This is a genomic window from Gracilibacillus sp. HCP3S3_G5_2 (assembly GCF_052063305.1).
In the GTDB taxonomy this organism is placed as follows: Bacteria; Bacillota; Bacilli; order Bacillales; family Amphibacillaceae; genus Gracilibacillus.
This window is the reverse complement of the sequence record NZ_JBQHXU010000008.1, coordinates 79,768-104,600: the sequence shown is the minus strand read 5'-3', so window position 1 is coordinate 104,600 and position 24,833 is coordinate 79,768. Positions and strand designations below refer to the sequence as shown.

The 24,833-nt window shown below is 36.5% G+C and carries 27 protein-coding genes and 2 riboswitches; of the genes, 6 read left to right on the top strand and 21 right to left on the bottom strand.

Features of this window, described 5'->3' with window-relative positions:
- Positions 1–410 precede the first annotated feature (410 nt).
- The 3 genes from ACTNEP_RS13005 to ACTNEP_RS12995 all read right to left on the bottom strand — a co-directional run bounded on the left by ACTNEP_RS13005 (position 411) and on the right by ACTNEP_RS12995 (position 2,384).
- Positions 411–761, bottom strand: a complete 351-nt coding sequence (locus ACTNEP_RS13005) for a DUF2200 domain-containing protein (protein ID WP_441162448.1) — start codon at positions 759–761, stop codon at positions 411–413.
- A gap of 112 nt (positions 762–873) precedes the next feature.
- Positions 874–1,278 (bottom strand): VOC family protein, encoded by a 405-nt coding sequence (locus ACTNEP_RS13000; RefSeq protein ID WP_441162447.1) that lies wholly within the window; start codon positions 1,276–1,278, stop codon positions 874–876.
- 155 nt (positions 1,279–1,433) lie between these two features.
- Positions 1,434–2,384, bottom strand: a complete 951-nt coding sequence (locus ACTNEP_RS12995; protein WP_441162446.1) for an aminoglycoside phosphotransferase family protein — start codon at positions 2,382–2,384, stop codon at positions 1,434–1,436.
- Between the two features lie 388 nt (positions 2,385–2,772).
- Between ACTNEP_RS12995 and ACTNEP_RS12990 the strand changes: the two genes are divergently transcribed.
- Together ACTNEP_RS12990 and ACTNEP_RS12985 are read left to right on the top strand one after the other, a co-directional pair.
- Positions 2,773–3,213, top strand: coding sequence for a cell wall hydrolase (locus ACTNEP_RS12990; protein ID WP_441162445.1), 441 nt, complete (start codon positions 2,773–2,775; stop codon positions 3,211–3,213).
- Positions 3,214–3,249: 36 nt separating this feature from the next.
- Positions 3,250–3,480 carry a DUF3231 family protein gene (locus tag ACTNEP_RS12985; protein ID WP_441162602.1) on the top strand — a complete coding sequence of 77 codons (231 nt, stop codon included), beginning with the start codon at positions 3,250–3,252 and terminating at the stop codon, positions 3,478–3,480.
- 54 nt (positions 3,481–3,534) lie between these two features.
- On the opposite strand, the gene ACTNEP_RS12980 is transcribed toward ACTNEP_RS12985, so the two are convergent.
- From ACTNEP_RS12980 to ACTNEP_RS12970, 3 genes are read right to left on the bottom strand one after another with little or no spacing between them, the layout of a single operon-like run.
- Positions 3,535–4,605 (bottom strand): hypothetical protein, encoded by a 1,071-nt coding sequence (locus tag ACTNEP_RS12980; protein ID WP_441162444.1) that lies wholly within the window; start codon positions 4,603–4,605, stop codon positions 3,535–3,537.
- Entirely contained in the window at positions 4,598–5,011 is a 414-nt protein-coding gene (locus ACTNEP_RS12975; protein WP_441162443.1) for a hypothetical protein, read from the bottom strand. Before ACTNEP_RS12975 ends, ACTNEP_RS12980 begins: the two co-directional genes overlap by 8 nt.
- The gene (locus tag ACTNEP_RS12970) at positions 5,011–5,523 is read right to left on the bottom strand and encodes an RNA polymerase sigma factor (protein ID WP_441162601.1); all 513 of its coding nucleotides are present in this window, start codon (positions 5,521–5,523) and stop codon (positions 5,011–5,013) included. Before ACTNEP_RS12970 ends, ACTNEP_RS12975 begins: the two co-directional genes overlap by 1 nt.
- 178 nt (positions 5,524–5,701) lie before the next feature.
- Between ACTNEP_RS12970 and ACTNEP_RS12965 the strand changes: the two genes are divergently transcribed.
- Positions 5,702–6,826: a CAP-associated domain-containing protein gene (locus tag ACTNEP_RS12965; RefSeq protein ID WP_441162442.1), complete on the top strand. Its 1,125-nt coding sequence runs from the start codon at positions 5,702–5,704 to the stop codon at positions 6,824–6,826.
- 31 nt (positions 6,827–6,857) lie between these two features.
- Here ACTNEP_RS12965 and ACTNEP_RS12960 read toward each other — a convergent pair whose 3' ends face one another.
- The 5 genes from ACTNEP_RS12960 to ACTNEP_RS12940 form a co-directional block, all read right to left on the bottom strand.
- Positions 6,858–7,172 (bottom strand): DUF2680 domain-containing protein, encoded by a 315-nt coding sequence (locus ACTNEP_RS12960; protein ID WP_441162441.1) that lies wholly within the window; start codon positions 7,170–7,172, stop codon positions 6,858–6,860.
- Between the two features lie 70 nt (positions 7,173–7,242).
- Positions 7,243–7,971 carry a YkgJ family cysteine cluster protein gene (locus ACTNEP_RS12955; protein WP_441162440.1) on the bottom strand — a complete coding sequence of 243 codons (729 nt, stop codon included), beginning with the start codon at positions 7,969–7,971 and terminating at the stop codon, positions 7,243–7,245.
- A 221-nt stretch (positions 7,972–8,192) separates the two neighbouring features.
- Positions 8,193–8,987, bottom strand: coding sequence for an energy-coupling factor transporter transmembrane component T family protein (locus ACTNEP_RS12950; protein ID WP_441162439.1), 795 nt, complete (start codon positions 8,985–8,987; stop codon positions 8,193–8,195).
- On the bottom strand, positions 8,977–10,431 hold the full coding sequence (locus ACTNEP_RS12945; protein ID WP_441162438.1) for an ABC transporter ATP-binding protein: 1,455 nt from the start codon (positions 10,429–10,431) through the stop codon (positions 8,977–8,979). The genes ACTNEP_RS12950 and ACTNEP_RS12945 overlap by 11 nt, the downstream gene beginning before the upstream one ends.
- 1 nt (position 10,432) lies before the next feature.
- Positions 10,433–11,023: an ECF transporter S component gene (locus ACTNEP_RS12940; protein WP_441162437.1), complete on the bottom strand. Its 591-nt coding sequence runs from the start codon at positions 11,021–11,023 to the stop codon at positions 10,433–10,435.
- Positions 11,024–11,177: 154 nt separating this feature from the next.
- A riboswitch (TPP riboswitch) is annotated at positions 11,178–11,284 on the bottom strand.
- Positions 11,285–11,431: 147 nt separating this feature from the next.
- Positions 11,432–11,614: riboswitch (Lysine riboswitch) on the top strand.
- A 141-nt stretch (positions 11,615–11,755) separates the two neighbouring features.
- Between ACTNEP_RS12940 and dapA the strand changes: the two genes are divergently transcribed.
- Positions 11,756–12,646: a 4-hydroxy-tetrahydrodipicolinate synthase gene (gene dapA, locus ACTNEP_RS12935; protein WP_441162436.1), complete on the top strand. Its 891-nt coding sequence runs from the start codon at positions 11,756–11,758 to the stop codon at positions 12,644–12,646.
- Between the two features lie 53 nt (positions 12,647–12,699).
- On the opposite strand, the gene ACTNEP_RS12930 is transcribed toward dapA, so the two are convergent.
- Positions 12,700–13,845 carry a M20 family metallopeptidase gene (locus tag ACTNEP_RS12930; RefSeq protein ID WP_441162435.1) on the bottom strand — a complete coding sequence of 382 codons (1,146 nt, stop codon included), beginning with the start codon at positions 13,843–13,845 and terminating at the stop codon, positions 12,700–12,702.
- A gap of 101 nt (positions 13,846–13,946) precedes the next feature.
- Here ACTNEP_RS12930 and ACTNEP_RS12925 point away from each other — a divergent pair, with 101 nt between their 5' ends.
- The gene (locus ACTNEP_RS12925; protein WP_441162434.1) at positions 13,947–14,390 is read left to right on the top strand and encodes a YaiI/YqxD family protein; all 444 of its coding nucleotides are present in this window, start codon (positions 13,947–13,949) and stop codon (positions 14,388–14,390) included.
- On the opposite strand, the gene ACTNEP_RS12920 is transcribed toward ACTNEP_RS12925, so the two are convergent.
- A complete protein-coding gene (locus ACTNEP_RS12920) occupies positions 14,387–14,533 on the bottom strand; it encodes a hypothetical protein (RefSeq protein WP_441162433.1) in 147 nt (48 codons plus the stop codon). The two genes, ACTNEP_RS12925 and ACTNEP_RS12920, sit on opposite strands and share 4 nt — an antisense overlap.
- Positions 14,533–15,312 (bottom strand): alpha/beta hydrolase, encoded by a 780-nt coding sequence (locus ACTNEP_RS12915; RefSeq protein WP_441162432.1) that lies wholly within the window; start codon positions 15,310–15,312, stop codon positions 14,533–14,535. The genes ACTNEP_RS12920 and ACTNEP_RS12915 overlap by 1 nt, the downstream gene beginning before the upstream one ends.
- Before the next feature lie 119 nt (positions 15,313–15,431).
- Here ACTNEP_RS12915 and ACTNEP_RS12910 point away from each other — a divergent pair, with 119 nt between their 5' ends.
- Positions 15,432–15,692, top strand: coding sequence for a hypothetical protein (locus tag ACTNEP_RS12910; RefSeq protein ID WP_441162431.1), 261 nt, complete (start codon positions 15,432–15,434; stop codon positions 15,690–15,692).
- A 109-nt stretch (positions 15,693–15,801) separates the two neighbouring features.
- Here the strand turns inward: ACTNEP_RS12910 and cysK are convergent, their stop codons facing one another.
- The 7 genes from cysK to rhaB form a co-directional block, all read right to left on the bottom strand.
- Entirely contained in the window at positions 15,802–16,716 is a 915-nt protein-coding gene (cysK, locus tag ACTNEP_RS12905; protein WP_441162430.1) for a cysteine synthase A, read from the bottom strand.
- A 218-nt stretch (positions 16,717–16,934) separates the two neighbouring features.
- Complete coding sequence (locus ACTNEP_RS12900) at positions 16,935–17,639, bottom strand: LutC/YkgG family protein (RefSeq protein ID WP_441162429.1); 705 nt, start codon at positions 17,637–17,639, stop codon at positions 16,935–16,937.
- Positions 17,632–19,065 carry a LutB/LldF family L-lactate oxidation iron-sulfur protein gene (locus ACTNEP_RS12895; protein ID WP_441162428.1) on the bottom strand — a complete coding sequence of 478 codons (1,434 nt, stop codon included), beginning with the start codon at positions 19,063–19,065 and terminating at the stop codon, positions 17,632–17,634. The genes ACTNEP_RS12900 and ACTNEP_RS12895 overlap by 8 nt, the downstream gene beginning before the upstream one ends.
- Positions 19,065–19,790, bottom strand: coding sequence for a (Fe-S)-binding protein (locus ACTNEP_RS12890; protein WP_441162427.1), 726 nt, complete (start codon positions 19,788–19,790; stop codon positions 19,065–19,067). Before ACTNEP_RS12890 ends, ACTNEP_RS12895 begins: the two co-directional genes overlap by 1 nt.
- 115 nt (positions 19,791–19,905) lie before the next feature.
- Entirely contained in the window at positions 19,906–21,972 is a 2,067-nt protein-coding gene (locus tag ACTNEP_RS12885) for a bifunctional aldolase/short-chain dehydrogenase (RefSeq protein ID WP_441162426.1), read from the bottom strand.
- A 111-nt stretch (positions 21,973–22,083) separates the two neighbouring features.
- Positions 22,084–23,343, bottom strand: coding sequence for an L-rhamnose isomerase (gene rhaA / locus ACTNEP_RS12880; protein ID WP_441162425.1), 1,260 nt, complete (start codon positions 23,341–23,343; stop codon positions 22,084–22,086).
- Positions 23,340–24,752, bottom strand: coding sequence for a rhamnulokinase (rhaB, locus tag ACTNEP_RS12875; RefSeq protein WP_441162424.1), 1,413 nt, complete (start codon positions 24,750–24,752; stop codon positions 23,340–23,342). The genes rhaA and rhaB overlap by 4 nt, the downstream gene beginning before the upstream one ends.
- Positions 24,753–24,833: the final 81 nt, after the last annotated feature.

The window sequence follows — 24,833 nt, the reverse complement described above, 5'->3', positions numbered from 1 at the left end:
AAAACTTTCAAAATTTTTTTAGCTTTTCTAGTATGCTATTTTTTTAATGTAAAAACTTATTTCATATATCATGGTAATAGAATCCCTACTAAAATACCTGCTGCCCTCATGATAAAATCACCCGGATCTGTGGGGGTATGTACTGCTTAACGCTCTTCCAAATACACTTAACCAAAACACAATATATCCTAAGTGAGATTGCTACAAGAAACCGAAGAAAGCATTGATTTTGCTGCTTTTTTCTCAGCCAATGTAATATCATTATCTAGATTTTTAATCGATTCGTAGCCTATTAAAGATAAAAATATCGCTCCAATTAACCACATGGGCAGCTGTATAATCGGTTGTGCCCAAATAAAGTGCTGGACAAATTTATTGCTTGTAGTTTAAGTCAATTATCAGTTAAATTATTATTTCCTTAAAATCTTCTCCATCGATTTTCCTTTTGCTAACTCATCAATTAGCTTATCTAAATAACGAATTTCCCGCATAGTTGGTTCTTCAATATTTTCTACTCGGACACCACAGACTACTCCTTTGATCAAAGACCTTGACGGATTCAATTTGGGAGCTTCTGCGAAGAAGGTCTCAAAGTCAGTTTGCTTTTCCAGTTGCTCTTCTAACTCATTTTGGCTATATCCTGTTAACCAACGGATAATTTCGTCAACTTCTGTTTTTGTACGTCCTTTTTTCTCCGCCTTCGTAACATAATGGGGATAGACTTTTGCGACACTCATTGTATAGATTTTATGTTTGCTCATAATACTTCCTCCCTTAATTATTGCGTTAAAAAAGTCTAGTTTGCTTCTTCAATTATACTGCTCTATTGCTTCGCACCAATGATTTTAGTAAAAGATTAAAGTAGCTCTATCTTTATTCATACGATCTATTCATCAACACTACTCGCCAACCATCTGGATCTTCTATTGTAATTCCTTGTTCTTTCCAGTATTCATTTTCAGGCTCTACCTCTCCATATCCCATCTTCTGTAATCGATCAGATACATTCTTGATTTCATTTTTATTAGTTATATAGAAAACTAACAGGTTATCTTTTGTAGGTGCAGGACATGGGCTTCCGTCTATATGACGTGTGAATTCTAGGTGGTAATGAACATCTGGTAAACCAATAATAACACCTTCATAACCTCTATTTCCTTTGAATTGCTGTATCTGTTTAAGCCCTAAACCATTTACATAAAAATCAATAACCTCTTCGAATTTGTCTGTAGGTCTAGCTATTCTAACCTGAACTGCTGTAAAATCGTTAAATTTCATATAAAAACCCACTCTCTGTTTTATACTTGTTGCCGGCTGTTGAAATGGAAGAATGCACCCTCCACGACTATTTTATCAAACTTATTGATAAATTACCGGAATTTATTTTAAACAATCAAAGCCTCAACTCTCTACATTATGGGAATATCAAATAATCATCCACGACTCCAGCTCTCCGCTATTCGAAGCATTTGTAATCCTACCTCTTTCAAACCTATGTTGATTAACAATAATCCAGTAGATACACATTGAATATATCCCCATTCCCATATCGCTTGAGAATCTACTCCAGTAACTTCACTCAGAAAGTTGCATCGATGATGACCACTCTCTAGTGGATTACCTGTTAGTTGATCGGGCCATTCACGCATAATAACTCCGAGATCATATGCTGGTTCTGCCACCAAGCCATCAGGATCGATCAATTTAAAACAAGGCTGAGGCTTTCCGACGTCTTGTAAGATGTTTCCGCTGTGGGCATCACCATGGATTAAAACAGAGGTTTCAAGGGCACTATTTGATGAGCGTGATTCTAGGAAAACAAGTGCATTATCAATTAATTGCTTAGCACAAGGAGTTCCAAGCTCTTCCCATAATTTAGGGATAAAACGTGAAAACCAGTTGATGATGTCATTACTCGATTGTAGTTTATGGTCTTGTGGTAAGGGTTTTTTCCAAGTTTTTTTCAAGGTACTACAGATGACTTCCATTTGACGTTTTATCGGATAATCTGTATTTGATAACGGCGTTCCTAATTTCTCTAATAACAAAGCCCGATGATTCATGCTGTAATTTAACAACCGAACATAACCATCTCCGTCTACAATAGTTAAAGCTGTTAATTCCTGTTCAAACACGGTGTTTCCTTCAGCTGGGGGAATCATCAATTTAAGTATCGCTTCTTCCCCATCCTCCGTGCTAACTTCAGCAACAAAAGCCTCTGATCCGCCATGCAAACTTTTACCAATTTGTAAGTTCCATCTTTGTTCAAATAACTGTAGAAGTTGGCCTAAATTGTTGAGCCATTGCTCCCCCTTACTACCGATATTCATGGCTTTTTGCCTGACGTTTATTGGAATTATTATATCCTTTGCTATTTTAATCATCCTTTCTATACTGCTTATTTACTCTCATTTCATTATGTAACATCTAAGAGAGGTTCAAAAGGGCTCCCGTTAGGAAAAATAGTGCAGCCAATGATTCCATAAATTGACATTATTGCATGGTCAGAAGACATTTCCTCTAACACACCGAAAATTCCAGAATTCGGGTCAGAAGTTGTGTTTTACGGAAACTGGGGGTTCTTCAAATGTTTCCTTTACCATCATTTTAACAGAGTTTCTTATTGTTTCACTTATTATTCACTCTCCTATAATTTTTTCTTGTCCTCTTTTTAAGCCGTTTCCTTTCTTACTAAATAAATTTCAACTTATAAATAAATAATCAACATTTTTGTATATTTTTTTCATACAATTCTTTTAGAGGTGATATAAAATGGCAAGAGTGAAATATACGGAAAATGACGTTAATTTAGTGGCTAGAATGATGCGTGCTGAGGCAGAAGGTGAAGGAAAGCAAGGAATGCTTATGGTTGGTAATGTCATTGTAAATAGGGCAAAGGTTGACTGTTCAGATTTTGCGGATTTAAGAACTATATCGGATGTCATTTTTCATGTGCAAGGAGGAAATTACTCATTTGAAGCTGTACAAAAAGGAAATGTCTTTTATAACAGAGCTAGGGGTGTAGAAAAAAGATTAGCCAGACAAGTGTTAGACTTTTGGAGAGAACATCCTTCCAAGTACGCACTTTGGTATTTTAATCCGTATGGGCCTTGTCCACCAACATGGTACGATCAACCATTCTCAGGACAGTTTAAACAACATTGCTACTACGAACCACAGGCAAATACGTGTGAAAGTGTTTATAGATGGTAAACAATATAATAATATGGTGACACCTCAAATAACTAAATTTGGGGTGTTTTAAGGTCTCTTAGTAAATCAACTATTCTTTCTACACCAAAACAAGTTGACTTTGTCCAACAACAAAGCTATTTACATGGTTTCTTTGGGGAGGTTCGATCTCTTCATGCTCTTGAGGTTGCTCACCTTTACGATAATATTGAAAATAATGTAACAAGTAAAGGATTATTAATTGCTTTTAGTCAAATAGCCAAAAATGAAAAGATTCAAAAATACTAAAAAAGGTAAAAGCTATCTTATTAATAACTTTTACCTTCTACATATTAATTGCTTTTAATTTTCTGGTGGTTTCTTCGTTTTTTTATTACTGCTTACTAGTTTGATACCGCTACCGATCAGTAATAAGCAAATAATAATCAACTGGAAATATTGGTGGTAAACCTGCCAAATATCAATATTGAAGTAAACCTCCAATTGATCGGCTAATGCTGGCATCAGTACCGAATCGAATAAATAAAAGCAACCAAGTAAAATGAAGACCACGCCTATCCACTTTTGATAATTAGCTAGATACTTTATAATTGGTACATCATCTAATACTTCATATTCATAGCGATTTGCCAACTGTAACGCATCAAAGAAACTGAAGAACCAAATCAACGGAATCAAAAATAAGAATAACGATAAATTTAATATATCTAAAATATAGATAGAGAATAAAAAGGAAGCCATTAATTGAATACCTCTTTTTTGCAATCCTAAATATAAATGACCTGCTCCTGGAAAGATAGCTAAAATAGTGGCCATCATTTTACTTTTTCTATCATTTTGGAGTTGATTAAAGTCATCCATTATGGTTTTATCTACTAACTCTTTGCCTGCTTGCTTTAGATTTAATTGTTGAATAATATCAAACATACTATAAATCCAAATGATGGGTAGTGCTAATAGAAAAATTAAAAACACAGCACTTGTCAGAAAACTAACAAAAAACACCATCATAATGATCCCAAAAAAGGCAGAGAGAAGAGTTAATCCTCTATAGGATAAACCTAAATAAAAATGACCAATTCCAGGGATTACGGACAATATCATTGTTGTAACACGCTCATTAGATGAGGAAGTAGATGTAGATTCATCATTACTACCTGGCGCAGTCTTTGATAATAATAACGTTATCGTGATATCCAGCATATTGATGACCCATATTGCTACCACTAATACTAGTAATAAAAAAAGAGTATCATAGAAATTAAAACCAAATATCGCTATTATGAAAGATAATGCAAGCGTTACTCCAAAAGTAATTGTATAAAAAACACCTCGAATTTTATGTCCCCAATAAATATGACCTGCTCCAGGAATGATCCCCAGAAAAAAAGCTACAATTGCTAATTTATTCATTATGACGAACCCCCTTTATTTCTTCTAACACATCATTTGTTTTTGTCATTAATTGATCAGTTACGGAACGATTGTTTTGTTTCTGCTGCATCTCTGTCACATTTAATGCCCCTTGGAATACACCCGTTAATGTCAATAAAATAGTCAATCCCGCTGCCACTAGATAGTGAATGAAAGCTGTGTTTTGCTTCTTTTTAGGAGGAGAAGGTAATATCTTCTCTATTTGGTGAAGTGTAACTTCTGTAAAATCATCAGGTAGCTCTCTGTTCATCTCGACTTCTTCTAGTAAGGATAGATATAAATCCATACATTTATCACATTCTAATAAATGTTTCTCAATACTTTTCTCTTGATCAGATTTAGCATTCATATAGCTACGTAACGCATCTTTAGTAAAATGCCTCATTAAAAATCCTCCTCCTTCCAATTTTCTTTCATCCACTTTCGTGCTCGATATAACCTCATTTTGACTGTGGTTTCTTCAATCCCCGTCATTTCAGCAATCTGTTTATAAGATAGTTCCTCAAAGTAGTAGGCTTTCACTACTTGACGAAACTTTGGTGGCAATAAATTAATTTGCTCCCGAACCTTATTTATTGTATCTTTACTAATGATTTTTTCCTCTGGGAGTATTTCTGTACTGACTGGTTCAAATTTTTCAAACGTTTCTAACTCTTCCTGCCGTCTTGTTTTCTTTCGCTTATAATCGATCGCTTTATTTAACGCAATACGACTAATCCACGTTTTAAATCCTTTATGTTGATAAGAAGAAAGAGCATCGATAATTTTAATAAAGGTTTCTTGTGCTAAATCTTCTGCGATTTTTTCATCATGTACGACACTGTAGATTACTTTAAATACATGATGTTTATAGCGTTCAATCAATAAGCGGACTGCGTGGTAATTGCCCGCTTTTATTTTTTTAATTAGTAGTTCATCTTGAATGATGCTCCCCCCTCCCCATTTCTCTTTCTATTTTAATTGACGTCTATAAAAAGTAAATGACTACAAAAATACCAAATTTTTTTACACTTATATTTACTAGTGTTCATGATATAATGGAGAATAGGATATCAAAGAAGTCAGGAGTGAGAATTTGCCCAAGTTTAGAACAATTATTTTCTTCCTGTTAGTGGGAGGATTAATATGGTTTTTTTATGAAGATGATTATCAACAAGGTGGATTTTCTAACGTCTGGTATGAGATGAAAAGTGATTTCAATCATTTCAAAGAAGATAACCAAATAAAAAGTACAGTACAGAACTTACTCTATGATTTGCAGCATTTATTCGAAATGGTTACAGACGATCAAACGGAAGTTCCACCTTCTTCTAATATAGAGTCACCAGAACTAATGAAACCGACCGAGCAAACTTTTTCCATTCATAATATCGAGATAAATGACTCGAAATCAGAGGTTGAAAAAATCCTTGGTGATGCAAAGCGAAGCTCACAAAATGAGTATGGGGTTGAGTGGCATACGTACCATACTCAATATCAGAATTTCATGATGATTGCTTATAACGAAAATAATGAAGTTGCTGGATTATATACGAATCAGGACCTTATCAGTTCAAGTGTTGATATCACACTGGAAAATGGTAAAAGAGATGTAAGAGATGTATTTGGTGAACCACTACATTCGATAAGGAAAGGCTTAGTTAATTACCGTATTGACGATAATGATGAACAGGACACATACGTAATCGATGATAACTATGTTACCTTTTTCTATGATATTCACCAAGATAATACAATAGCAGCTATTCAAATCATTACAGAAAGTCTTGAAAATCAAAAGGATGATTACTTCGCATCGCCAACTAATGAATTGGCTGAAGGGTTGGAATATCAACTCTTTGACCTAACGAATGCAGCAAGAGTTAAATTTGGAGAACCAGTTTTGGAATGGCATGAAGCAGCAAGGGTTACTGCACAAAATCATAGTGAAGACATGGCGGTAAATAATTATTTTGGACATACTAATTTAGATGGCCAATCCCCATTTGATCGCTTAAAAGAAGATGACATTTCCTTCCGTATGGCAGGAGAAAATTTAGCAACTGGTCAATCAAGTAGTATTTATGCTCACCAGGGATTGATGAATTCTAAAGGCCATCGGGAAAATATTTTAAACTCGGATTTCCGATTAATGACTGTTGGAGTTGCTTTTCAGGAGAACGGCCAACCTTTTTATACGGAAACCTATTTAACGAAATAATGCTTACCAATAAAGGTAAGCATTATTTTAGTTACTCTTCTTTTTTCTCATGCTTCATGTGATGCTTATGATCCCATTTTGGAATAAAATTATTTTCTACTAGTTTTTCGTATTTTTTCTCCATATGTTGTAGTATCTTTTGACCTTTTTCTTCTTCTAATACACCATACTCTACATATTTTTCGATAATTTGCTTCTCTTTTTCTATTGCTTCCTGTTTCAATATTCTGATCTCTTCTATCTGCTCATCCGTAAGTTCCACTTCCCCTGTTTCTGCATGAACAGAAGCCAGGAATAGACCGCTGGTTGAGATGGTTAATATACATGCAATCAAAAACTTTCGCATTTTGTCTCACTCCTTTTCCCTTAGTATGGTAAATTTTACGTTACTTATGCGCGGAAAAAAAGCGAGTTTTCTAACTGATGGAATCTTTCAACCAATTTATTAACAAATCTTCCTGGTATAAATCGTCCGGGTATTCAACGATCCCTGTATCCTCTTCTTCATATAAATATATTAATAGTTCATTCATAGCTCCCATATACTCCTGGTATAGAAATTCAAAACTGGTTGTCTCTGCAGGCATGATATGATCAGCACAAACAGCTGGATCGGTATAATTAACATAGGTTCTGCACGGTAAAGGTCTAACCTCATATGCTAAGCATTGATTGGTATTGGTATCTAACATTACACAAGGTAAGAGTGTTTTTTTATACTGGTATTTTTTATCTGGATCTGTGACATCCAACTCTGTAAACTGTTCCACTTTGTCTTGATGCTGACGATAATAGTTGGCAAAGTGCTTCTCCAACTGTTCCCGTCGAGCTTTAGGCATTTGGCTAATAGAACGTTTGATAAGTTTTGCTTCCATCTTATTAATAACGATTGGAAAATAACAGCAAAACGAACATCCCATCCGACAAGTCGGTGTCAATTGCACGGCTGTTTCCATTTGTTCTATTTCTGTAGAGACGGTTTCGAGCAGAAGCTGATAACTTTTAACTAATTTTTGATCTGCGGACAAATGACTATCTATTAATTGATCAACGATTTGATAAAAAGCATCTTCGTTAATTTGATATTTCTCATTGAGTTCATTACATTTCTCGATAATTTCTTGATGTGTTAGGTAACAATTCATGTCTACTTCTCCTACTAGATTACGATTCTATAATAACAGGAAACAAGAGTATATCCTTTGGGTGATTGACTAATTCGATCTCGTCAGTTACTAAGAGTATACTTATATTATACTTTTAATATTTTAAAAGAAAACCATTATTTTTCTTCATCTCCATAAAAGGAGTAAAGGCATGAACCTAATTTTATGTTAATAACAGATTGATCCCCCTCGCCTTTAACTCATCTAACATATTCGACTGGGAATAATGCAAATTGTTCACTACAAACATACGCAATAAGTAACCAGATAACTAACAGGAAAAGGAATAATAAATCTTTATATGAATAGCCAAGATGATAATAAAAAGTTCTTTTACTATTTCTCGAGAATTGCTTGGCTTCCATTGCGATGGCTATTCGATGTGCTCTTCGGATACTTTGGGCTAACAATGGAATAGCATATAATTTTATCTTTTCATACATCCCTTTGATTCCTTTGGAATATTGAACACCTCTTACTTTTAATGCCTGTCTTAATGTTTGAAATTCCTCGATGATTATTGGCAACATCCGAATAGCTGCCATAAAGCTATATGCATACTTAGGCTTCACTTTTAATTGCTGCATAGTAGAGTAAAATAAATAAACAGGTCTTGTTGTTAAAGCAAACAGTAGACTTAAAATACCAAAGACACTGCTTCTGAGTCCTAAGTGAATCCCTCGATAAAAACTTTCCTCTGTTATATGGATTAAGCCAAATTTAAACCAAGTATTCTGTCCTTCTCCAAAAAAGATCATTGTTGTAGAAGACGATACAAAAATAATCAATAATGGAACTGCTAGCAGTCCAATCATTTTCCAGGTATGACCAGTACCGAAAAGATATAGACCAAGAGCGCCAATAATTACATATAGCAAATAGTTGGGATTATGAACAAATAACAAACCAATAAAAAGAGTAGTTAGTATTAATAATTTAAAGCTAGGATTAATGTGATGTAACCATGTTGGTTGATAGTTAATACTAATAGACATATACCTCATCCTTCAAGCTATTTTCTTTCGTTTTAGAAAGGTCCATTAAATCGATGATCTTTCCATTTTTAATTTGCCATTCCTTCGTAGCATATAGCTCCACTATTTCTGGTTGGTGTGTAACCATGACAATTGTTATGCCATTTTGTCGGCATTCTTCAAACAATTCGAGCATCTGAAACGTATTTTTTGCATCCTGACCAAAGGTTGGTTCATCCAATAACAGAATATCTACATCGGCAATTGTGGCAGTTGCTACGCTTAATCGTTTCTTTTGGCCGATTGATAATTGATATGGATGATGGTCTTTTACATGGAGAAGATTATATTTGGTTAAATGTGTTTCTATTCTGTCGGCAAACTGTTTTTGAGGTATATTACTATATTTTAAAGAATGCTCCAGTTCTGCGTAAACGCTGTTCGTTATAAATTGTAGTTCTGGATTCTGAAAAACATACCCGATTTTTCGATAATCACACGTTCTAGTACCATCAGATAAATAGTAGTTTATATCACCTGATGTTTGGATTAATTGCATGATTGCCAGCATGAACGTACTTTTGCCAGATCCGTTCTCACCAGTAATCGCAATCCAGTCACCTTGGTGAATCGCCGCTTCCTCTACATATATTTTCGTTTGCTTCTGATAAAGACCAGAAAAGGACTTCATCGTCATTATCGGTTGATTCTTCATAACTTCATTGCAGCTAGCAGGAAGCTGACGTACATAGTCATCCCAAATGTGTGGATACCATACCCCGTATTGATATAGCCTTGCTTTAAATTGATTAAAGATTACGTTTGGGTCACCATCAGCGACTATTTGACCAATATCGTCCATTATGATCACTCGATCAACTAATGGTAATACATGTTCGATTTTATGCTCAACTATCACAACCGTTTTATTCTCTGCTACTTCCTTCAATGTATCCCAAACTTGCTTTGTACCTAGTTGGTCGAGCATAGCTGTTGGTTCATCAAGAAACAACACTTCAGGTTCCAACGCTAATACAGATGCTATCGCCAGACGTTGTTTCATTCCACCGGATAATTGATGAATAGAAGTGTGTGGATCATCTAATTGTAAACCAACTTGTTCTAAATAATATCTAATTAACTCCTTCATCTCTTGTTGAGGCTTATATCGGTTTTCTAGAACAAAGGCTATCTCTTCATCTACATAAGGCATACAGAATTGCGTATCCGGATCTTGAAAAACCATCCCGTATGATGCGGAGATCGTAAGTTTATCTGCTTTAATCGGCACTTCTATCACATCTGGTATTAAACCAGCCAATATCTGAAGTAAGGTGGATTTCCCTGAACCTGATGGACCAACAAGTAATACTTTTTCCCCTTCTTTTATGGATAAAGATAAATTTTTAAATAATAAAGATGCTGTATTCGGATATTTAGCTCGCAGATTTTTAACCTCTAACATATTATTTTACCTCATCATCCAATATTTTATAATCATCTTCAGAAATTGGGCGAATTGCCTTTGTTACTCCGGTTTTATCTAATGCTTTTACTAGATAGTAAGCAAAAAAACCTGTAATCAAGATAGAGCCTATTACTCTATTCACTATTAATAACATAAGATTCCAAGCAGCTAATGAATCGATATAGCCATAATATACATCTAGTATAAGCGATCCAATGGCAGCCCCTACTGCTGCCAAGCAAACTACATATAATCGGTAACTCTTGTATCGATACATGGCAAATATGAGTTCACAACCTATTCCTTGGACAAGACCATATAACAACAAGGATATCCCCCATTGGCCACCAAACAAAAATTCTCCTTGTGCAGCTGCAAGTTCCGCTAATAAAGCAACACCAGGCTTACGAATAATGAGAAAAGCAACAGTCGCTGCCATAAACCACATACCATAAATTAATTGATCAATGTGTAAGCCCAACACCCCTACAACACTGTATAATGGTCCCCAAATCTTATAAATAACACTAAAAATAAATGCGATGACAATTGTAATTAAAATATCGGTTAATGTTAACGTTTTTTTCATGTTCGCACCTCTTTCCTTTTAGGATAAATTAATATTTTCTTGTAGTATCAGTCTATCTTATCGCTAAGTACCCCTCCTTTAAACACACAAATAGCCACTATCCATACATTCGTAGAGATAGTGGCTATATTTATCCATATAAAGGTATCACTATATAAGATATTTGCCACTTCCCTACGCTGGTATTAACCAGATCAGGTTCTAAGGGTCTTAAAGTAATACTTTAATCTCAGTCTTTACAAGACACCCCTAGTGGAATGTGTTTATACTATTTAATTCGACTTCATCATATCAAATTTTTCCATATTGTCAAGATTTTTTTATAAATCGGATTGCATCCATCGATATTTTTTGGTATAGTTGGTACCAACGTAAAACAATTAAATATTTTGCTTCAATTTTTATTGAAGTGAGAATAGAGGTGCAAAAACCATTAGTACATAGTTGGAGACTGATGCTGTCTGTGAAGACTATGGAAAGGGGAATTTGCCGAAGTAATCTAAGTATGCATCTGCTTATTTTACTGGTCCTTCATTGAATAAATGCAGGGCTGTCATATAGTGAAGAACTATATGGAGGGCTATCTCACGCATCGAACCTAATGTGAATTCAAGATGCAACAGTGATACCCTCATTGTTGCATCTTTTATTTGTTGTAGGCGATGAGATACCCTCTATTCAATGAAAATATCATCAAATTGTTTTAAATCTTTGAATAGAGGTGGATATATTATGAACTTTGGACGTGTACTAACAGCAATGGTAACTCCTTTTGATCAAAATGGGGACATTGATTACGGAAAAACGGAAAGATTAATTAACTACTTATTACAAAATGGAACAGATGCATTAATTGTAGCGGGAACAACGGGTGAATCTCCTACTTTATCAAAAGAAGAAAGAATTTCCTTGGTTAAATATGCTGTTAAAACGGTTAATGGTCGCGTACCAGTTATAGCTGGAACTGGATCAAATAATACACGTGAAACTATCGAGTTGACAAAAAAAGCAGAATTAATTGGTGTAGATGGAATTATGCTTGTGGCGCCTTATTATAATAAACCATCACAAGACGGTCTCTTTCAGCACTTTCAAGCAATTGCGCAATCTACTAACCTACCTGTGATGTTATATAATGTTCCAGGAAGAACAGGTGTAGATATCAGTCCTGAAACGATTATTGAACTGTCAAAAATAGTTAACATCGTATCCGTGAAAGAGGCTAGCGGAAACCTTGAGGCGATGACGAAAATAATTCGTGACACTGACGAAAACTTTTCTCTTTACAGTGGCGATGATAGTTTAACACTTCCAGCTGTAGCTATTGGAGCTGATGGAATTGTTTCTGTCGCTTCGCATATTGTCGGGAATGAAATGAATGAAATGGTTATGGCTTGTCAAAACGGTGATATTCGAAGAGCACAGGAACTACATCATTTCTTGCTGCCAATCATGCAATCGATGTTTATGGCACCAAGTCCAACACCTGTAAAAGCTGCTCTAGGAATGAACGGGCTGGACGTCGGAGGAGTTCGATTACCGCTAATACCTTTAAATGATGAAGAAAAACAATTATTAAGACACCAGGTACATTTTTTGCGAGAAAATTATGATGTTGGATAGGCAAAATGCAGTTCACTAGTAGAGTGAACTGCATTTTTAGTATATAAAATGATTCAATACGATTTTGCTAATTCGGCAATTACATGAGCGAGAAGTAGTGTTCTTGGGACGAATGATTCTAACTCAAGATATTCGCTTTCTCTGTGTGCCCGTCCACCAACAGGGCCAAGTCCATCGACTGTAGGTATGCCTAATGCTGAAGTAAAAGAGGCATCTGACCCTCCACCAGTTTCGGTATCTTTAATAAAAATATCTAATTCATCCCCGACTCGTTTAATAATACGTAACAGTTTTTCTGTTTGTTCCGTTTTTTCCATCGGCGGGCGATTAATGCCACCTTCTATTTTGACTTTGGTTCCGTCCACTTCCGTACTCGCTATAATTGTAGCTATTTGTTCTTTAATTTCTTCCGCTTGCTCCTGTGTTCTAAAACGTACATCTACTTCTGCTGTCGCATGATCAGAGATAGTATTGACTGATGTGCCCCCTTCAATTAAGCCTACATTAACATGGATGCCCTCTTCTTCATCGGTAATATCATATAATTGAATAATTTTGTGTGCTAATTCCTCAATCGCACTTCTTCCTTTTTCAGGCTCAATGCCAGAATGTGCCGCTTTTCCAATCACCTCTAATTTATAAAGCCCTTTTCCTCTTCTTGCTGAGACGATTGCTCCGTTTTTACGAGCTGGTTCCATTACTAATGCATATTTTTTATTTTGAGCATGTTTTTCGATTAGTTCTCGAGAGGTTGGAGAACCTATTTCTTCATCACTTGTCAGTAATATTTCGACTTGATCGACCGAACTATTGTTATTTACTAGCAATGCTTTCATTGCATAATACACGGAAACAAGACTAGCTTTCATATCGATTACACCTGGTCCATATGCTTTATTCGCATTAATATGGAAAGGTCTTTCACTAGCTGTTCCTTTTTCAAATACGGTATCCATGTGAGTAAGAATTAAAATAGTTGGTTTGGAGATATCCACATTCTTTCTTCTTAGTATCAAATGATTACCATATTTCTTCTGTTTCACTTCACCTACTACAAAGTCTATTGCTTGATAATATTGTTTCATGATAGCTCCGACTTTATCGACTCCAGCTTTGTCGTAAGAACAACTATCGATATTGACTAACTGTTCTAGCATTTTCAGCATTTGGTCATACTGTCCTTCTAAATAACTTCTCATTTATTTCACTAACTTTCTATATAGACTAAGAAAATCATACTATAACCTTGTCGATTTTGCTATACTATTCATAATTACGATCTTAGGGTGGAGTGTGTTTAATGAAAATATATGTAGATGCTGACGCTTGTCCTGTCACAGATATTGTTATCGAAGAAACTAAAGCTTTTCAAATCGATGTCGTAGTAGTAAAAAGTTATAGTCATTTTTCGATGAAAGAAACGCCAGAGCATGTGAAAGTAAAATATGTAGATGATGGAGCTGATGCAGTTGATTACCGTATCGTCCAAATGATCAGACCTGATGATCTAGTGATTACCCAGGATTATGGACTTGCTGCACTCTGTCTAGAGAAAGACTGCCATGTTATGCATCACCTTGGTTTTACCTATTCAAAAGATAAAATAAACCGAATGTTACAAGAACGACATGTAAATGCGAAAGCTAGAAAAGCAGGACTGCGAACAAAAGGACCAAAAAAAATAACAGAAGAACAAAAAAACAGCTTCCGTTTGAAGCTGCGCAAGCTGTTGGAACAAAATTAATTTTCCTTTTCTTCCTCAATAATTTCAGCAATTCGACTAATCTGCCATCGTTTCGCTGTCTCATCATTGATCTCATAGATTTTCCCTGCCCGCAATAATTCTTTATTATAGGTGGACTGAACGAGCATTTTTACTTTTGTCATCAAACTTCCCTACTTTCTGTAACATAAGCGCTTATCCAGCGTAAGCATGCATGTTTCCAATCCTTTGTTTGAGGATGTTCTTCAGCAAGCCCCAAGCCATGTCTGCCATCTTGATAGATATGTAGTTCATAAGGAATATGATGCCGTTGCAGTGCTTCGGCATACTTTAAACTATTAAGTGATAGGACAGATTGGTCATTGGCTGTCGACCAAATAAACGCAATTGGCGTATCTTTATGTATCATTTTCTCACAAGAATAGTGAGCAATCAATGCTTCATCAGGATTTTCACCAAGTAAATTCGTTCTGCTGCCCTCATGCGTATATTGTCCCATCGTAATCACTGGATAACATAAAATATGAAAATCTGGTCTGGATGAATAATTATTCTGTTTATTATAATAGTTACTTACGACTGCAGCAAGATGACCACCAGCGGAAAAGCCTAATACTCCCACTTTATTTTTACCAGTCAACCCCCATTCCTTTCTTTTAGCTTTCAGCAATTGTATCGCTTTTTGTGCCTGCTCAATCGTTTCTTGTTGTGAAATTGGTGCTACTTGATATCTTAATACACATGCATGTAGCCCATTTTGATTGAACCATTTTGCAACAGGTTCTCCTTCATGATAAGCACGATGACTATACCCTCCACCTGGTATAACGAGAATAATTGGTGCTTCCGGATTATCTCTTGTAATATATGGTGTAATACTAGGAATGTCTTCATGTAAAAATGAATCTTGCCAATTTATCTTATCTTTTGCAATTATTTTCAATCAACTGACCACCTTTTATAAATTATTTTCTTAAAAATAGGTGAATATCCTATCCCAAATAACAATTACTGCATAGGCTACTATCAAGTGATGAGATTACACAAGGAAGGGGAATGCTTATGCATCATCACCACTATCCGATGGCACCTCAACAGTTTCGCCATCCACAACAACATCCGCAAGAAAGGTTGTTCGGACCTATTGGACCGTTAGGGGCAGGTTTACTAGGTTTTGGTTTAGGTTATTTAGGAAGCGAACTCGCTGGAGGCCCGGGTCCATATCCATACCCTCCATACCCGCATTATTATGATTACCCTCCGTATGGACCTCCATTTCCACCGGGACCATATGGACCAGGACCTTATTTTGGACCATTCTAACATATGAATGACTAAATGATTGCCAACTTAGGCACGTATTTCACTCATATCGTTTATTTTCGAAACAAAGAGATCAGATTTTACTGATCTCTTCTTTCTTTATTAATATTTAGAATAAATGCATACTTAAATATCGTTCCCCAGTATCTGGAGCGATACAGACCACCTTTTTACCTGATCCAAGTTTTTTTGCTACTTTAATAGCTGCAAAAACAGCTGCACCTGCTGAGGGACCAACAAATATTCCTTCCTCTGCAACAAGACGTTTAAATGTATGGATAGCATCGTCGTCAGCAATCTGAATAATTTCATCATAAATCGAAGTATTTAAAGTAGCTGGAATAAACCCAGGACTAGTCCCCACTAATTTATGTTTACCTGGCTTCCCGCCAGATAATACAGGCGATCCTTTCGGTTCGACAACAGCTATATGCAGGCTCGGCAACATTTGTTTTAATGCTTCACCTGTACCTGAAATGGTTCCACCCGTACCGGCAGTTGCAACAAAACCATCCAAGTCATTATTCATTTGCGCTAATATTTCGAGAGCTGTTGTTTTCCGGTGTATATCCGGATTTGCTTTGTTTTCAAATTGCTGGGGCATAAAGCTATTTGGTATTTCTTCGACTAATTCTTTTGCCTTTTTGATTGCTCCAGGCATCTTTTCAGAACTTGGAGTTAGAACTACTTTGGCACCATATGCTTTTAAAATATTGATACGTTCTTGTGTCATGTTATCTGGCATAACCAAAATAGCTTTATAACCTCTTGCTGCACAAGTCTGTGCAAGGCCGATACCAGTATTTCCACTTGTTGGTTCAATAATAGTGGAATTTTCTTTCAGTAGACCGGCCTTTTCAGCCTCCACAATCATATTAAAAGCGGCTCTGTCTTTCACACTTTTAGACGGATTAAATATTTCCAGCTTCACATAAATTTCTGCAGCACCTTCAGGTACCATACGATTTAATTTAACTAAAGGAGTATTTCCAATCAACTCCGTCATATTCTGATAGACTTTCATCTCTGTCTGCCCCTTCCTACAACATCTTTCTCTATCATAGCAAGGAACCCCATATAAAGACAACCCGTTAGCCTAAAACTAGTAGGGAATCATCAAGTATATACCCCACTTATCCAATGTGTACTTATTACAACTGATTATTAGTCAATGGCGAATCAACCATTTCGCTTCGGACACTGGCTATTCCATCCGAACATGATTTTCGGCCTTTTAAGATGTTACAAGTCATTTACAACAATATAGGCTGCTCGGATTGGACCATGAACGCCTACTACTAGATTCATTTCAATGTCGGCACTATTGCTCGGACCGGTAATAAAATTAATGCAAGAGGCAATATCTTCTCCTTTTTCCACTTGAGCATGTATATAATCGGTTGCCTGGGTCATTCTTTTAACAATGGTTGACTTCGGAATAATGGCAATGTAATTGGCTGGTAAAAGGCTGACAGAACGCCCTTGTCCTTGATTATTGAATAATACAACCGTACCAGATTCTGCTAGGGTAATATCACTGAATGTAATCCCTACATCAGCCTTTTCCGCAATTCTAATGGAACCTTCCCGATCAGTATGGTCCCACTTATAAGCATGTAAATTTTGCAAGTAGCCTTCGATGTTAGCACGCTCAAATCTCGGATCATCGGCATAAACAATGGTCTCTGATGCGTATTCCTTCAACACTTTTGTAATTGTTTCCGTTAAGGTTAGTAATGGTGTTTGATAGAAATCAGTGTGAATCTCTTTACATTGTTTTCTTAGAACACTGATTAATTGATCTTTGTCATATCCGTCTAAGACCTTTTTCTGGGGTGCTACGGACCATGTAGGTTTTTCCACGGGTTTATCAGCAGCAATTCCCCCTATTTTTTCACGGATATTGGTTAAAAAGGAATCACGGTTCATAATATTTCCTTTAGGCATTTTTTTCACCTCGTTTCTCGCGATTTTCAAACCAATCACGAAAACGTTCATTAGCAGGCTGAGGAAAATCTCTTGCATGTGTCCAATGCTTTAATGGCCCTGGCCCTTTAGTTATTAAATGGTTTTTAGCAAATGGCGTTGTTATAAGTGGGGCCATTTTTGTTGCCGTGCGATAGAGATTGTCTGAGTTCATAAGCTGTTCAAACCCTCGCATGACGACACGTTCTGACAGTGTTGATTTTTTCTCATCCTCGACAATTTTCCTTCTATGCAAAATCAATTGTTCATGAAGGGGGATTTTTACAGGACATACCTCGGTACAAGCTCCACATAAAGATGAAGCATAAGGTAATTCTTTGTATTCATCATAATCGGATAATAATGGTGATAGTACAGCACCGATTGGACCAGGATAAATCGAGCCATATGCATGCCCTCCGACATGCCGATAAACTGGACATACATTAATACACGCCGCACAACGAATGCAATGCAATGCCTCCTGGAACTCCGTCCCCAATATTTTTGATCTTCCATTATCAACAATCACTAAATGGAACTCTTCTGGTCCATCTGCTTCTTCTAACTGTTTAGGACCAGTCAATGCAGTAATATAACTGGTTAATTTTTGGCCAACGGCTGCTCTCGTTAACAGACTGACAACAATATCAAGTTCTTCCCATCCCGGCACAATTCTTTCCATCCCCATTACAGTAATCTGTGTTTTGGGTAGTGTAGACACCATACGGGCATTCCCTTCATTTGTAACCAAAGCAAACGAACCAGATTCCGCCACAGCGAAATTACAGCCCGTAATCCCTATATCAGCTGTTAGAAATTCTTCGCGTAATTTTTCTCGTGCAAACAACGCCAATTCTTCCGGTTTTTCTGATTTTAAGTAAGCTAATTTCTCCTTAAATACGTCGCGAATTTGTTCTTTATTTTTATGAAGTGCTGGTGCCACAATATGGGATGGAGGATCATGATCATCAATTTGCAGAATATATTCACCTAAATCTGTTTCAATTACTTCACAACCAATCTCTTCTAGTGCTTGATTCATGGAGATTTCTTCGGTTACCATCGATTTCGACTTGGCAATTTTCTTTGCATTTTTTTCTTTTGCTATTTTCTGAATGTATTCATTTGCCTCTTCTCCAGTTTCTGCAAAAAAGACATGGCCACCTAGTTCAGCTACTTTTTCACTTAATTGGTGTAAATAATAGTCCAAATGTTCAATCGTGTGGTTTCTTATTTCAGAACCTAGGGTGCGCCAATCTTCCCAGTCACCTAGTTCTTCTGCTGCTGTGGCTCTTTTATCCTGTAACCTTCCTTGAGCAGAACGAACAGCTCCACGCATGAAGTCATCTTCAAGGCCTTTTGTTACTCTTTTCTTAAAGTTTTTCTCTCCAATTTGCATCGGCATTATCCGTCACCTCTGCTATTTAAAATTTCAGCAATATGCTTTACCTCGACAGGGCTACCATTCCTTGACAGTCGTCCACCAATATTCATTAAACAACTACCATCCGCCCCTAATAAAAGATTCGCTTTCGTTTCTTCTATATGTTCTACCTTTTCATCTACCATTTGTTCCGAAATATCACTCATTTTCACTGAAAATGTTCCCCCAAATCCACAACAATCATGGCGATTTGGTAAATCAATCAATTGCAATCCTTTCACGTTCTCCAATAACCGGAATGGTGCTTCTTTTACACCTAATAGTCTTGTCATATGGCATGATGTATGATATGTGGCTACTCCATCATAATTTGCTCCTACATCTTCTACTCCAAGAATATCGACGATGAATTGCGTTAATTCATATGTCTTTTCTTTCAATTCGATCGCACGTTTTTGCCAATCAGAACCGTCTTCGAATAAGTGCACATACTCATGAATCATGTAAACACAAGAGCCTGAAATGCCTACTACATATTCAGCATCCTCAAATGTTTCTACTAAATGCTTCGCTACTTCTAGTGTTTCTTTATGATAACCACTGTTATAGGCAGGCTGACCACAGCATGTTTGCGCTTTCGGAAAGTCGACTTCACAGCCGAGATGTTCTAATAATTCAACTGCTGCTTTCCCGGCATTGACATAAAACATATCTCCTAAACATGTAACAAAAAATGATACTTTCATGTTTTTACTCTCCTTTTAGGAACATCAGCATAACTCTTTCTATCATTCTATCATGTTTCCTTCATATAGTAGAATGGATAAACCCTCATGCAGAGAGTTTATCCATTATCTATCATTATCTAGTAAATGCTGCTGCTACTCCACCATCTACTGTTACCATACAACCTGTTGTTTTTGCTGCTTTAGATGAAGCAAGAAAAGCAATAGATTCGGCAATATCCTCTGGTAAGATATTAACATTTAAGATCGTACGCTTACGGTAATGTTCTTCTAAATCGTCTGTTCCGATACCATAAGAAGAGGCACGTTCCTTTTTCCAAGATGAATCCCAAATCTTTGATCCTCTAATAACGGCATCAGGTAATACAGAGTTTACCCTAATCCCAAGTGGACCTCCATCCGCTGCAATGGTACGAGCTAAGTGTACTTCTGCTGCCTTTGCCGTACTATATGCTGCAGCATTTTTTCCAGCATAAATCGAATTTTTTGAGCCGATAAATACCATGTTACCGCCAATTTCCTGTTCTTTCATCAATTTAAATACTTCACGCGCAACTAGGAAATAACCTGTGACAAGCACATTCATATTTAAATTCCATTGCTCCATTGTTGTTTCTTCAAATGGGCTTGAGCTGGCTAATCCAGCGTTATTAACTAAAATATCAATACCGCCATATTTTCTTACAGAAGCTTGAATTGCTGCTTGTACTTCTTCTTCTTTTGTAACGTCCATTTTTACAGCAAATACACGGTTTTCTCCATATTTTTCGTTTGCATCTTTCGCTAGATTTTCTGCACCTTCCAAATTTATATCGGCAACAACAACATGTGCCCCTTCGTCAAGAAGGCGGTAGGTTGTTGCAGTACCAATACCTCCTGCACCACCAGTGACAAATGCTACTTGACGGGAGAATTCTGCTTCGGGTGGAGCTAAGCTTAATTTGTAAAGCTCTAACGGCCAGTATTCTACACCATAAGATTCTGCCTCATCCAGTGATACAAAGTTGCCTAATACAGTTGCCCCTGACATAACCGCTATAGCACGATGATATAGCTGCTCACTAATATTTGCTGCTGTCCAGCTCTTGCCGGTATTCACCATGCCTAATCCTGGAATCAAGATAATACGTGGAGCAGTTTCAACTAGTTCGTCACCTTCATTTTTATTTCTTTCAAAGTACGCAATGTATGCTTCTTTATAAGCTGCTAAACCTTCTTTAATTTTTGCTATTAAATCTTCTCGATTACCAGATTGCGGGTCCCAGTCGATAAATAAAGGTACCCGTTTCGTATGGACAAGATGGTCAGGGCATGCTGCACCAACTTGTGATAACTCTTTTGCTGCATTACTATTCACAAATTCTAATACTTGTTTATCATCATTATAGGTTGTCAACATCTTTTTATCCTTGCTTACCTGACCACGGATAACGGGCATTACCTCAGCAAAAAGATCTTTTCTTTCTTCTTCAGACAACGCTTGGTATTTCGCACCTCCGAATAATGTTTGACCTTCTGCTTTATTGGTAATATATGCTTCTGCCTCATTGATAATATCAATCGTTTTGTTATAGCTTTCTTTTGATGTTTCTCCCCACGTTACAAGACCATGCTTTTCCATAATAACTAATTCAGCTTTAGGATTATTCCTTACACCTTCCGCAATCATTTTGGAAAGCTTGAATCCTGGTCGGATATACGGAACCCAAACAAAACGATCTCCATAAATTTCTTCCGCAATTTCTTTACCGTTATCTGCACATGCAATACTGATGATTGCATCAGGATGTGTATGGTCTACTTGTTTAAATGGTAGAAATGCATGTAATAATGTTTCAATAGATGAACGTGGATGCTTGGAATCTATCATACAATGTGCTAAGTATTCCACCATTTCCTCGTCAGACATATCATCGCGTTCTAAAAGTGGACGAATATCATCTAATTTAAGCCCAGTAAAGTTTTCTGCTTTCATCGTAGCTAAGTCAGAACCACTTCCTTTTACCCACATTACTTCAATATCTTCACCTTTAAAATCTTTTTCGATTGTCTTAGATGAGGTATTCCCCCCACCAATGTTAACAACTGCACGATCTGAACCTAATAGGTTAGAGCGGTATACGAGTGATTCTAATCCATTATGTTGAGCAACTTGATTGTCGTCCCATTTGTTTTGCACCATTTAAAATTCCTCCTCTTTATTTTTGTTTTGTTTGATTTGTTTGGTTCTATCTTGATTATACTACAAAACAAAAATAAATCAACATAAACAAAGATTGATAATCATATTATTTTAACTATTACGCTTGGATAGAACCTTTGTTTCGTAGTCTTTTACCTCATCCAACCATTTTTCTTGAGCTGGTACACCCATTTGTTCACAATAATAATCCCAAATTGCACCAAATGGATAAGTTTTGAACTCTTCCATTAAAGCTAAACGATCTGTGAAATTGCCTTCATCTTGTAGCTTTCTTAAATGATCATTTGGTAAAAGTAATGCATATAAGATAGATTTAATCATATTCCTTGTACCAATAGTCCATGCTGCAACACGATTAATACTGGCATCAAAGAAGTCTAAGCCAATCATTACCTTATCCAAAGCATTGTTACGAACAATTTCTAGCCCTATTTCACGAAGTTCATCATCTAATATCACTACATGATCACTATCCCAACGGACTGGCCGTGATACGTGAAGGGCTAATCTGTCACTGAAGAGAAGCATGGCAGAAATTTTATTAGAAATCACTTCTGTTGGATGGTAGTGACCGCTATCTAATAAACATAATTTATTGTTTTGAAGGGCATATCCCATATAAAATTCATGTGATCCAACAACATATGCTTCTGATCCGATGCCAAATAGCTTACTTTCTACTGCATCCATATTTAACGCTTCATCAACATTTGCTGCAAAAATCTCATCCAAGGAATCTTTCAATCGTTTACGTGGTGTCAGCCGATCGCTTGGGATATCTTTAAATCCATCCGGAATCCAAATGTTCGTCAATGCCGGCTGTCCTAATTCCTTACCAAAGTACTCACCGATTTTACGTGATCTGATACAATGCTCGATCCAGAAATCTCGAATCTCCTTATCTGGGTGTGCTAATGTTAGTCCGTCAGCTGCTTTTGGATGAGAAAATAAGGTTGGATTAAAATCAAGCCCTACTTCCTTTTCCTTTGCCCATTTCACCCAATTTTCAAAATGCTTGGGTTCTATTTCATTACGATCTACTTTTTGACCGTCCGTTTCAGCGTATATTGCGTGTAAGTTAATCTTATGTTTTCCAGGAATTAACGACAGCGCTTTCTCTAAATCGCTTCTTAGTTCTTCTGGAGTAGTCGCTTTCCCTGGGTAATCCCCTGTTACATCAATTCCGCCAGACAATTCTTGTTGTTCCACTTCAAAACCACCAATGTCATCTCCCTGCCAGCAATGAATCGAAATCGGCACATTTTTCAGCTTGTCAAAAGCTTCTTCTACCGATATTCCCCATTTTTCATACTGTTTTTTTGCTGTTTGAAAATTCTCTTTTATATTCATGCCTTTTCACCTCTAAACTGAAATTTTTGAATATCAAATGATCGATTAATCAATTGTTTTGACTGTTCGATTGAATGAATTTGACCAGTTGTCAGCATTTGCGCGACCAGATTTCCTATTGCTGTAGCCTCATCTGGCCCTGTATAAATGGACTTACCACTTACTTTTGCTAGTTTTTCATTCATGTAATGATTCTTACTGCCACCACCAATAATATGGATCGTGTTATATACTTTTCCTGTTAACTCTTCTATTTCGATTGCAGTTTGATGATAACTTTCTACTAAACTATCATATATACACTTTGCAAATTCACCTGGTGTTTCTGGAACTTGTTGATTCGTCTCTCGGCAGTACTCCCGAATTGCTTGTTTCATACTTTCCGGACTTAAAAATCGCTGATCATTTACATCAACTGTCGATGTGAACGTTGTTTCCTGATATGCAAGATCAACAAATTCGGAAAAACTAAATTGGTCCTTCCATTCACGCTTTACTTCCTGTATCATCCAAAGACCCATGATATTTTTCAAGAAACGAATATTGTCATTTGCACCTCCTTCATTTGTGAAATTATAATGCAATGCCTCCTGTGTACTGATCGGTTCAGGGTGTTCTACCCCCATCAAAGACCATGTACCAGAACTAATGTAAATAGTATCTTCTGCTGGTACAGCCAATACTGCTGAAGCCGTATCATGTGTTCCAGGTAAGACAACTTGAAGGTTCACACCAAGCTCTTGTTGTAACGCTTTCGTAAGTGTACCAATTGATCGCATTGGCTTAGTTGGCTCGGCAAACAAGTGTAAAGGTATGTTTAATTTGTTAAGGAATCCTTCATGCCATTTTTGATTCGAAGCCTTTATTAATTGAGTGGTTGTAGCATTGGTATACTCGTTAATGATTTTGCCGGTTAATAAATAATGCAGATAGTCTGGAATCATCAAAAAGTATTTTGCCTCTTTTAATACTTCTGGCTGTGCTTTTTGTAACGCAAACAGTTGATAAATGGTGTTAAACGGTTGGAATTGGATGCCAGTTTCCTGGTAAAGTTCCTTTTGATCAATAAGTTGAAATACTTCTTCCATTATCCCATCTGTACGGTGATCACGGTAAGCAACGGCCTCCGTAATTCTGTTTTTGTCTTTATCTAACAGCACAAAATCAACGGCCCAAGTGTCTATACCAATGGTTATTGGTTGATAATTGCTTTCTACACTTTTGGTAATACCGTACTTCACCTGTTGAAACAACTCGTCAATATCCCAGGACAAATGGCCATTTCTTTCGTCCATGTTATTTTCAAACCGATGGATTTCATCTAATAATAATTGGTTATTATGGACATAACCTGCAATTACACGACCACTTGAAGCACCAATATCAACGGCTAAGTTACATTTTTGCATCTGAACCACTCCTTTTGTAAGCGATTTATACTTTTATCATAAAGGATTTATACGGATTAATATATATCGAAAATTACAATT

Excerpts from the sequence above, each read along its gene's own strand:
- ACTNEP_RS13005 (WP_441162448.1), bottom strand. The coding sequence starts at position 761 with ATGAGCAAACATAAAATCTATACAATGAGTGTCGCAAAAGTCTATCCC.
- ACTNEP_RS12885 (WP_441162426.1), bottom strand. The coding sequence starts at position 21,972 with ATGGTGCAAAACAAATGGGACGACAATCAAGTTGCTCAACATAATGGA.
- ACTNEP_RS12945 (WP_441162438.1), bottom strand. The coding sequence starts at position 10,431 with ATGTTAGAGGTTAAAAATCTGCGAGCTAAATATCCGAATACAGCATCT.
- ACTNEP_RS12910 (WP_441162431.1), top strand. The coding sequence starts at position 15,432 with ATGCATCATCACCACTATCCGATGGCACCTCAACAGTTTCGCCATCCA.
- ACTNEP_RS12920 (WP_441162433.1), bottom strand. The coding sequence starts at position 14,533 with ATGACAAAAGTAAAAATGCTCGTTCAGTCCACCTATAATAAAGAATTA.
- ACTNEP_RS12995 (WP_441162446.1), bottom strand. The coding sequence starts at position 2,384 with ATGATTAAAATAGCAAAGGATATAATAATTCCAATAAACGTCAGGCAA.
- ACTNEP_RS12930 (WP_441162435.1), bottom strand. The coding sequence starts at position 13,845 with ATGAGAAGTTATTTAGAAGGACAGTATGACCAAATGCTGAAAATGCTA.
- ACTNEP_RS12990 (WP_441162445.1), top strand. The coding sequence starts at position 2,773 with ATGGCAAGAGTGAAATATACGGAAAATGACGTTAATTTAGTGGCTAGA.
- ACTNEP_RS12960 (WP_441162441.1), bottom strand. The coding sequence starts at position 7,172 with ATGCGAAAGTTTTTGATTGCATGTATATTAACCATCTCAACCAGCGGT.
- ACTNEP_RS12955 (WP_441162440.1), bottom strand. The coding sequence starts at position 7,971 with ATGAATTGTTACCTAACACATCAAGAAATTATCGAGAAATGTAATGAA.
- ACTNEP_RS12940 (WP_441162437.1), bottom strand. The coding sequence starts at position 11,023 with ATGAAAAAAACGTTAACATTAACCGATATTTTAATTACAATTGTCATC.
- ACTNEP_RS12900 (WP_441162429.1), bottom strand. The coding sequence starts at position 17,639 with ATGCCTAAAGGAAATATTATGAACCGTGATTCCTTTTTAACCAATATC.
- dapA (WP_441162436.1), top strand. The coding sequence starts at position 11,756 with ATGAACTTTGGACGTGTACTAACAGCAATGGTAACTCCTTTTGATCAA.
- ACTNEP_RS12895 (WP_441162428.1), bottom strand. The coding sequence starts at position 19,065 with ATGCCGATGCAAATTGGAGAGAAAAACTTTAAGAAAAGAGTAACAAAA.
- ACTNEP_RS12925 (WP_441162434.1), top strand. The coding sequence starts at position 13,947 with ATGAAAATATATGTAGATGCTGACGCTTGTCCTGTCACAGATATTGTT.
- ACTNEP_RS13000 (WP_441162447.1), bottom strand. The coding sequence starts at position 1,278 with ATGAAATTTAACGATTTTACAGCAGTTCAGGTTAGAATAGCTAGACCT.
- rhaA (WP_441162425.1), bottom strand. The coding sequence starts at position 23,343 with ATGAATATAAAAGAGAATTTTCAAACAGCAAAAAAACAGTATGAAAAA.
- ACTNEP_RS12975 (WP_441162443.1), bottom strand. The coding sequence starts at position 5,011 with ATGAGGCATTTTACTAAAGATGCGTTACGTAGCTATATGAATGCTAAA.
- ACTNEP_RS12890 (WP_441162427.1), bottom strand. The coding sequence starts at position 19,790 with ATGAAAGTATCATTTTTTGTTACATGTTTAGGAGATATGTTTTATGTC.
- rhaB (WP_441162424.1), bottom strand. The coding sequence starts at position 24,752 with ATGCAAAAATGTAACTTAGCCGTTGATATTGGTGCTTCAAGTGGTCGT.
- ACTNEP_RS12980 (WP_441162444.1), bottom strand. The coding sequence starts at position 4,605 with ATGAATAAATTAGCAATTGTAGCTTTTTTTCTGGGGATCATTCCTGGA.
- ACTNEP_RS12950 (WP_441162439.1), bottom strand. The coding sequence starts at position 8,987 with ATGTCTATTAGTATTAACTATCAACCAACATGGTTACATCACATTAAT.
- cysK (WP_441162430.1), bottom strand. The coding sequence starts at position 16,716 with ATGAAAGTCTATCAGAATATGACGGAGTTGATTGGAAATACTCCTTTA.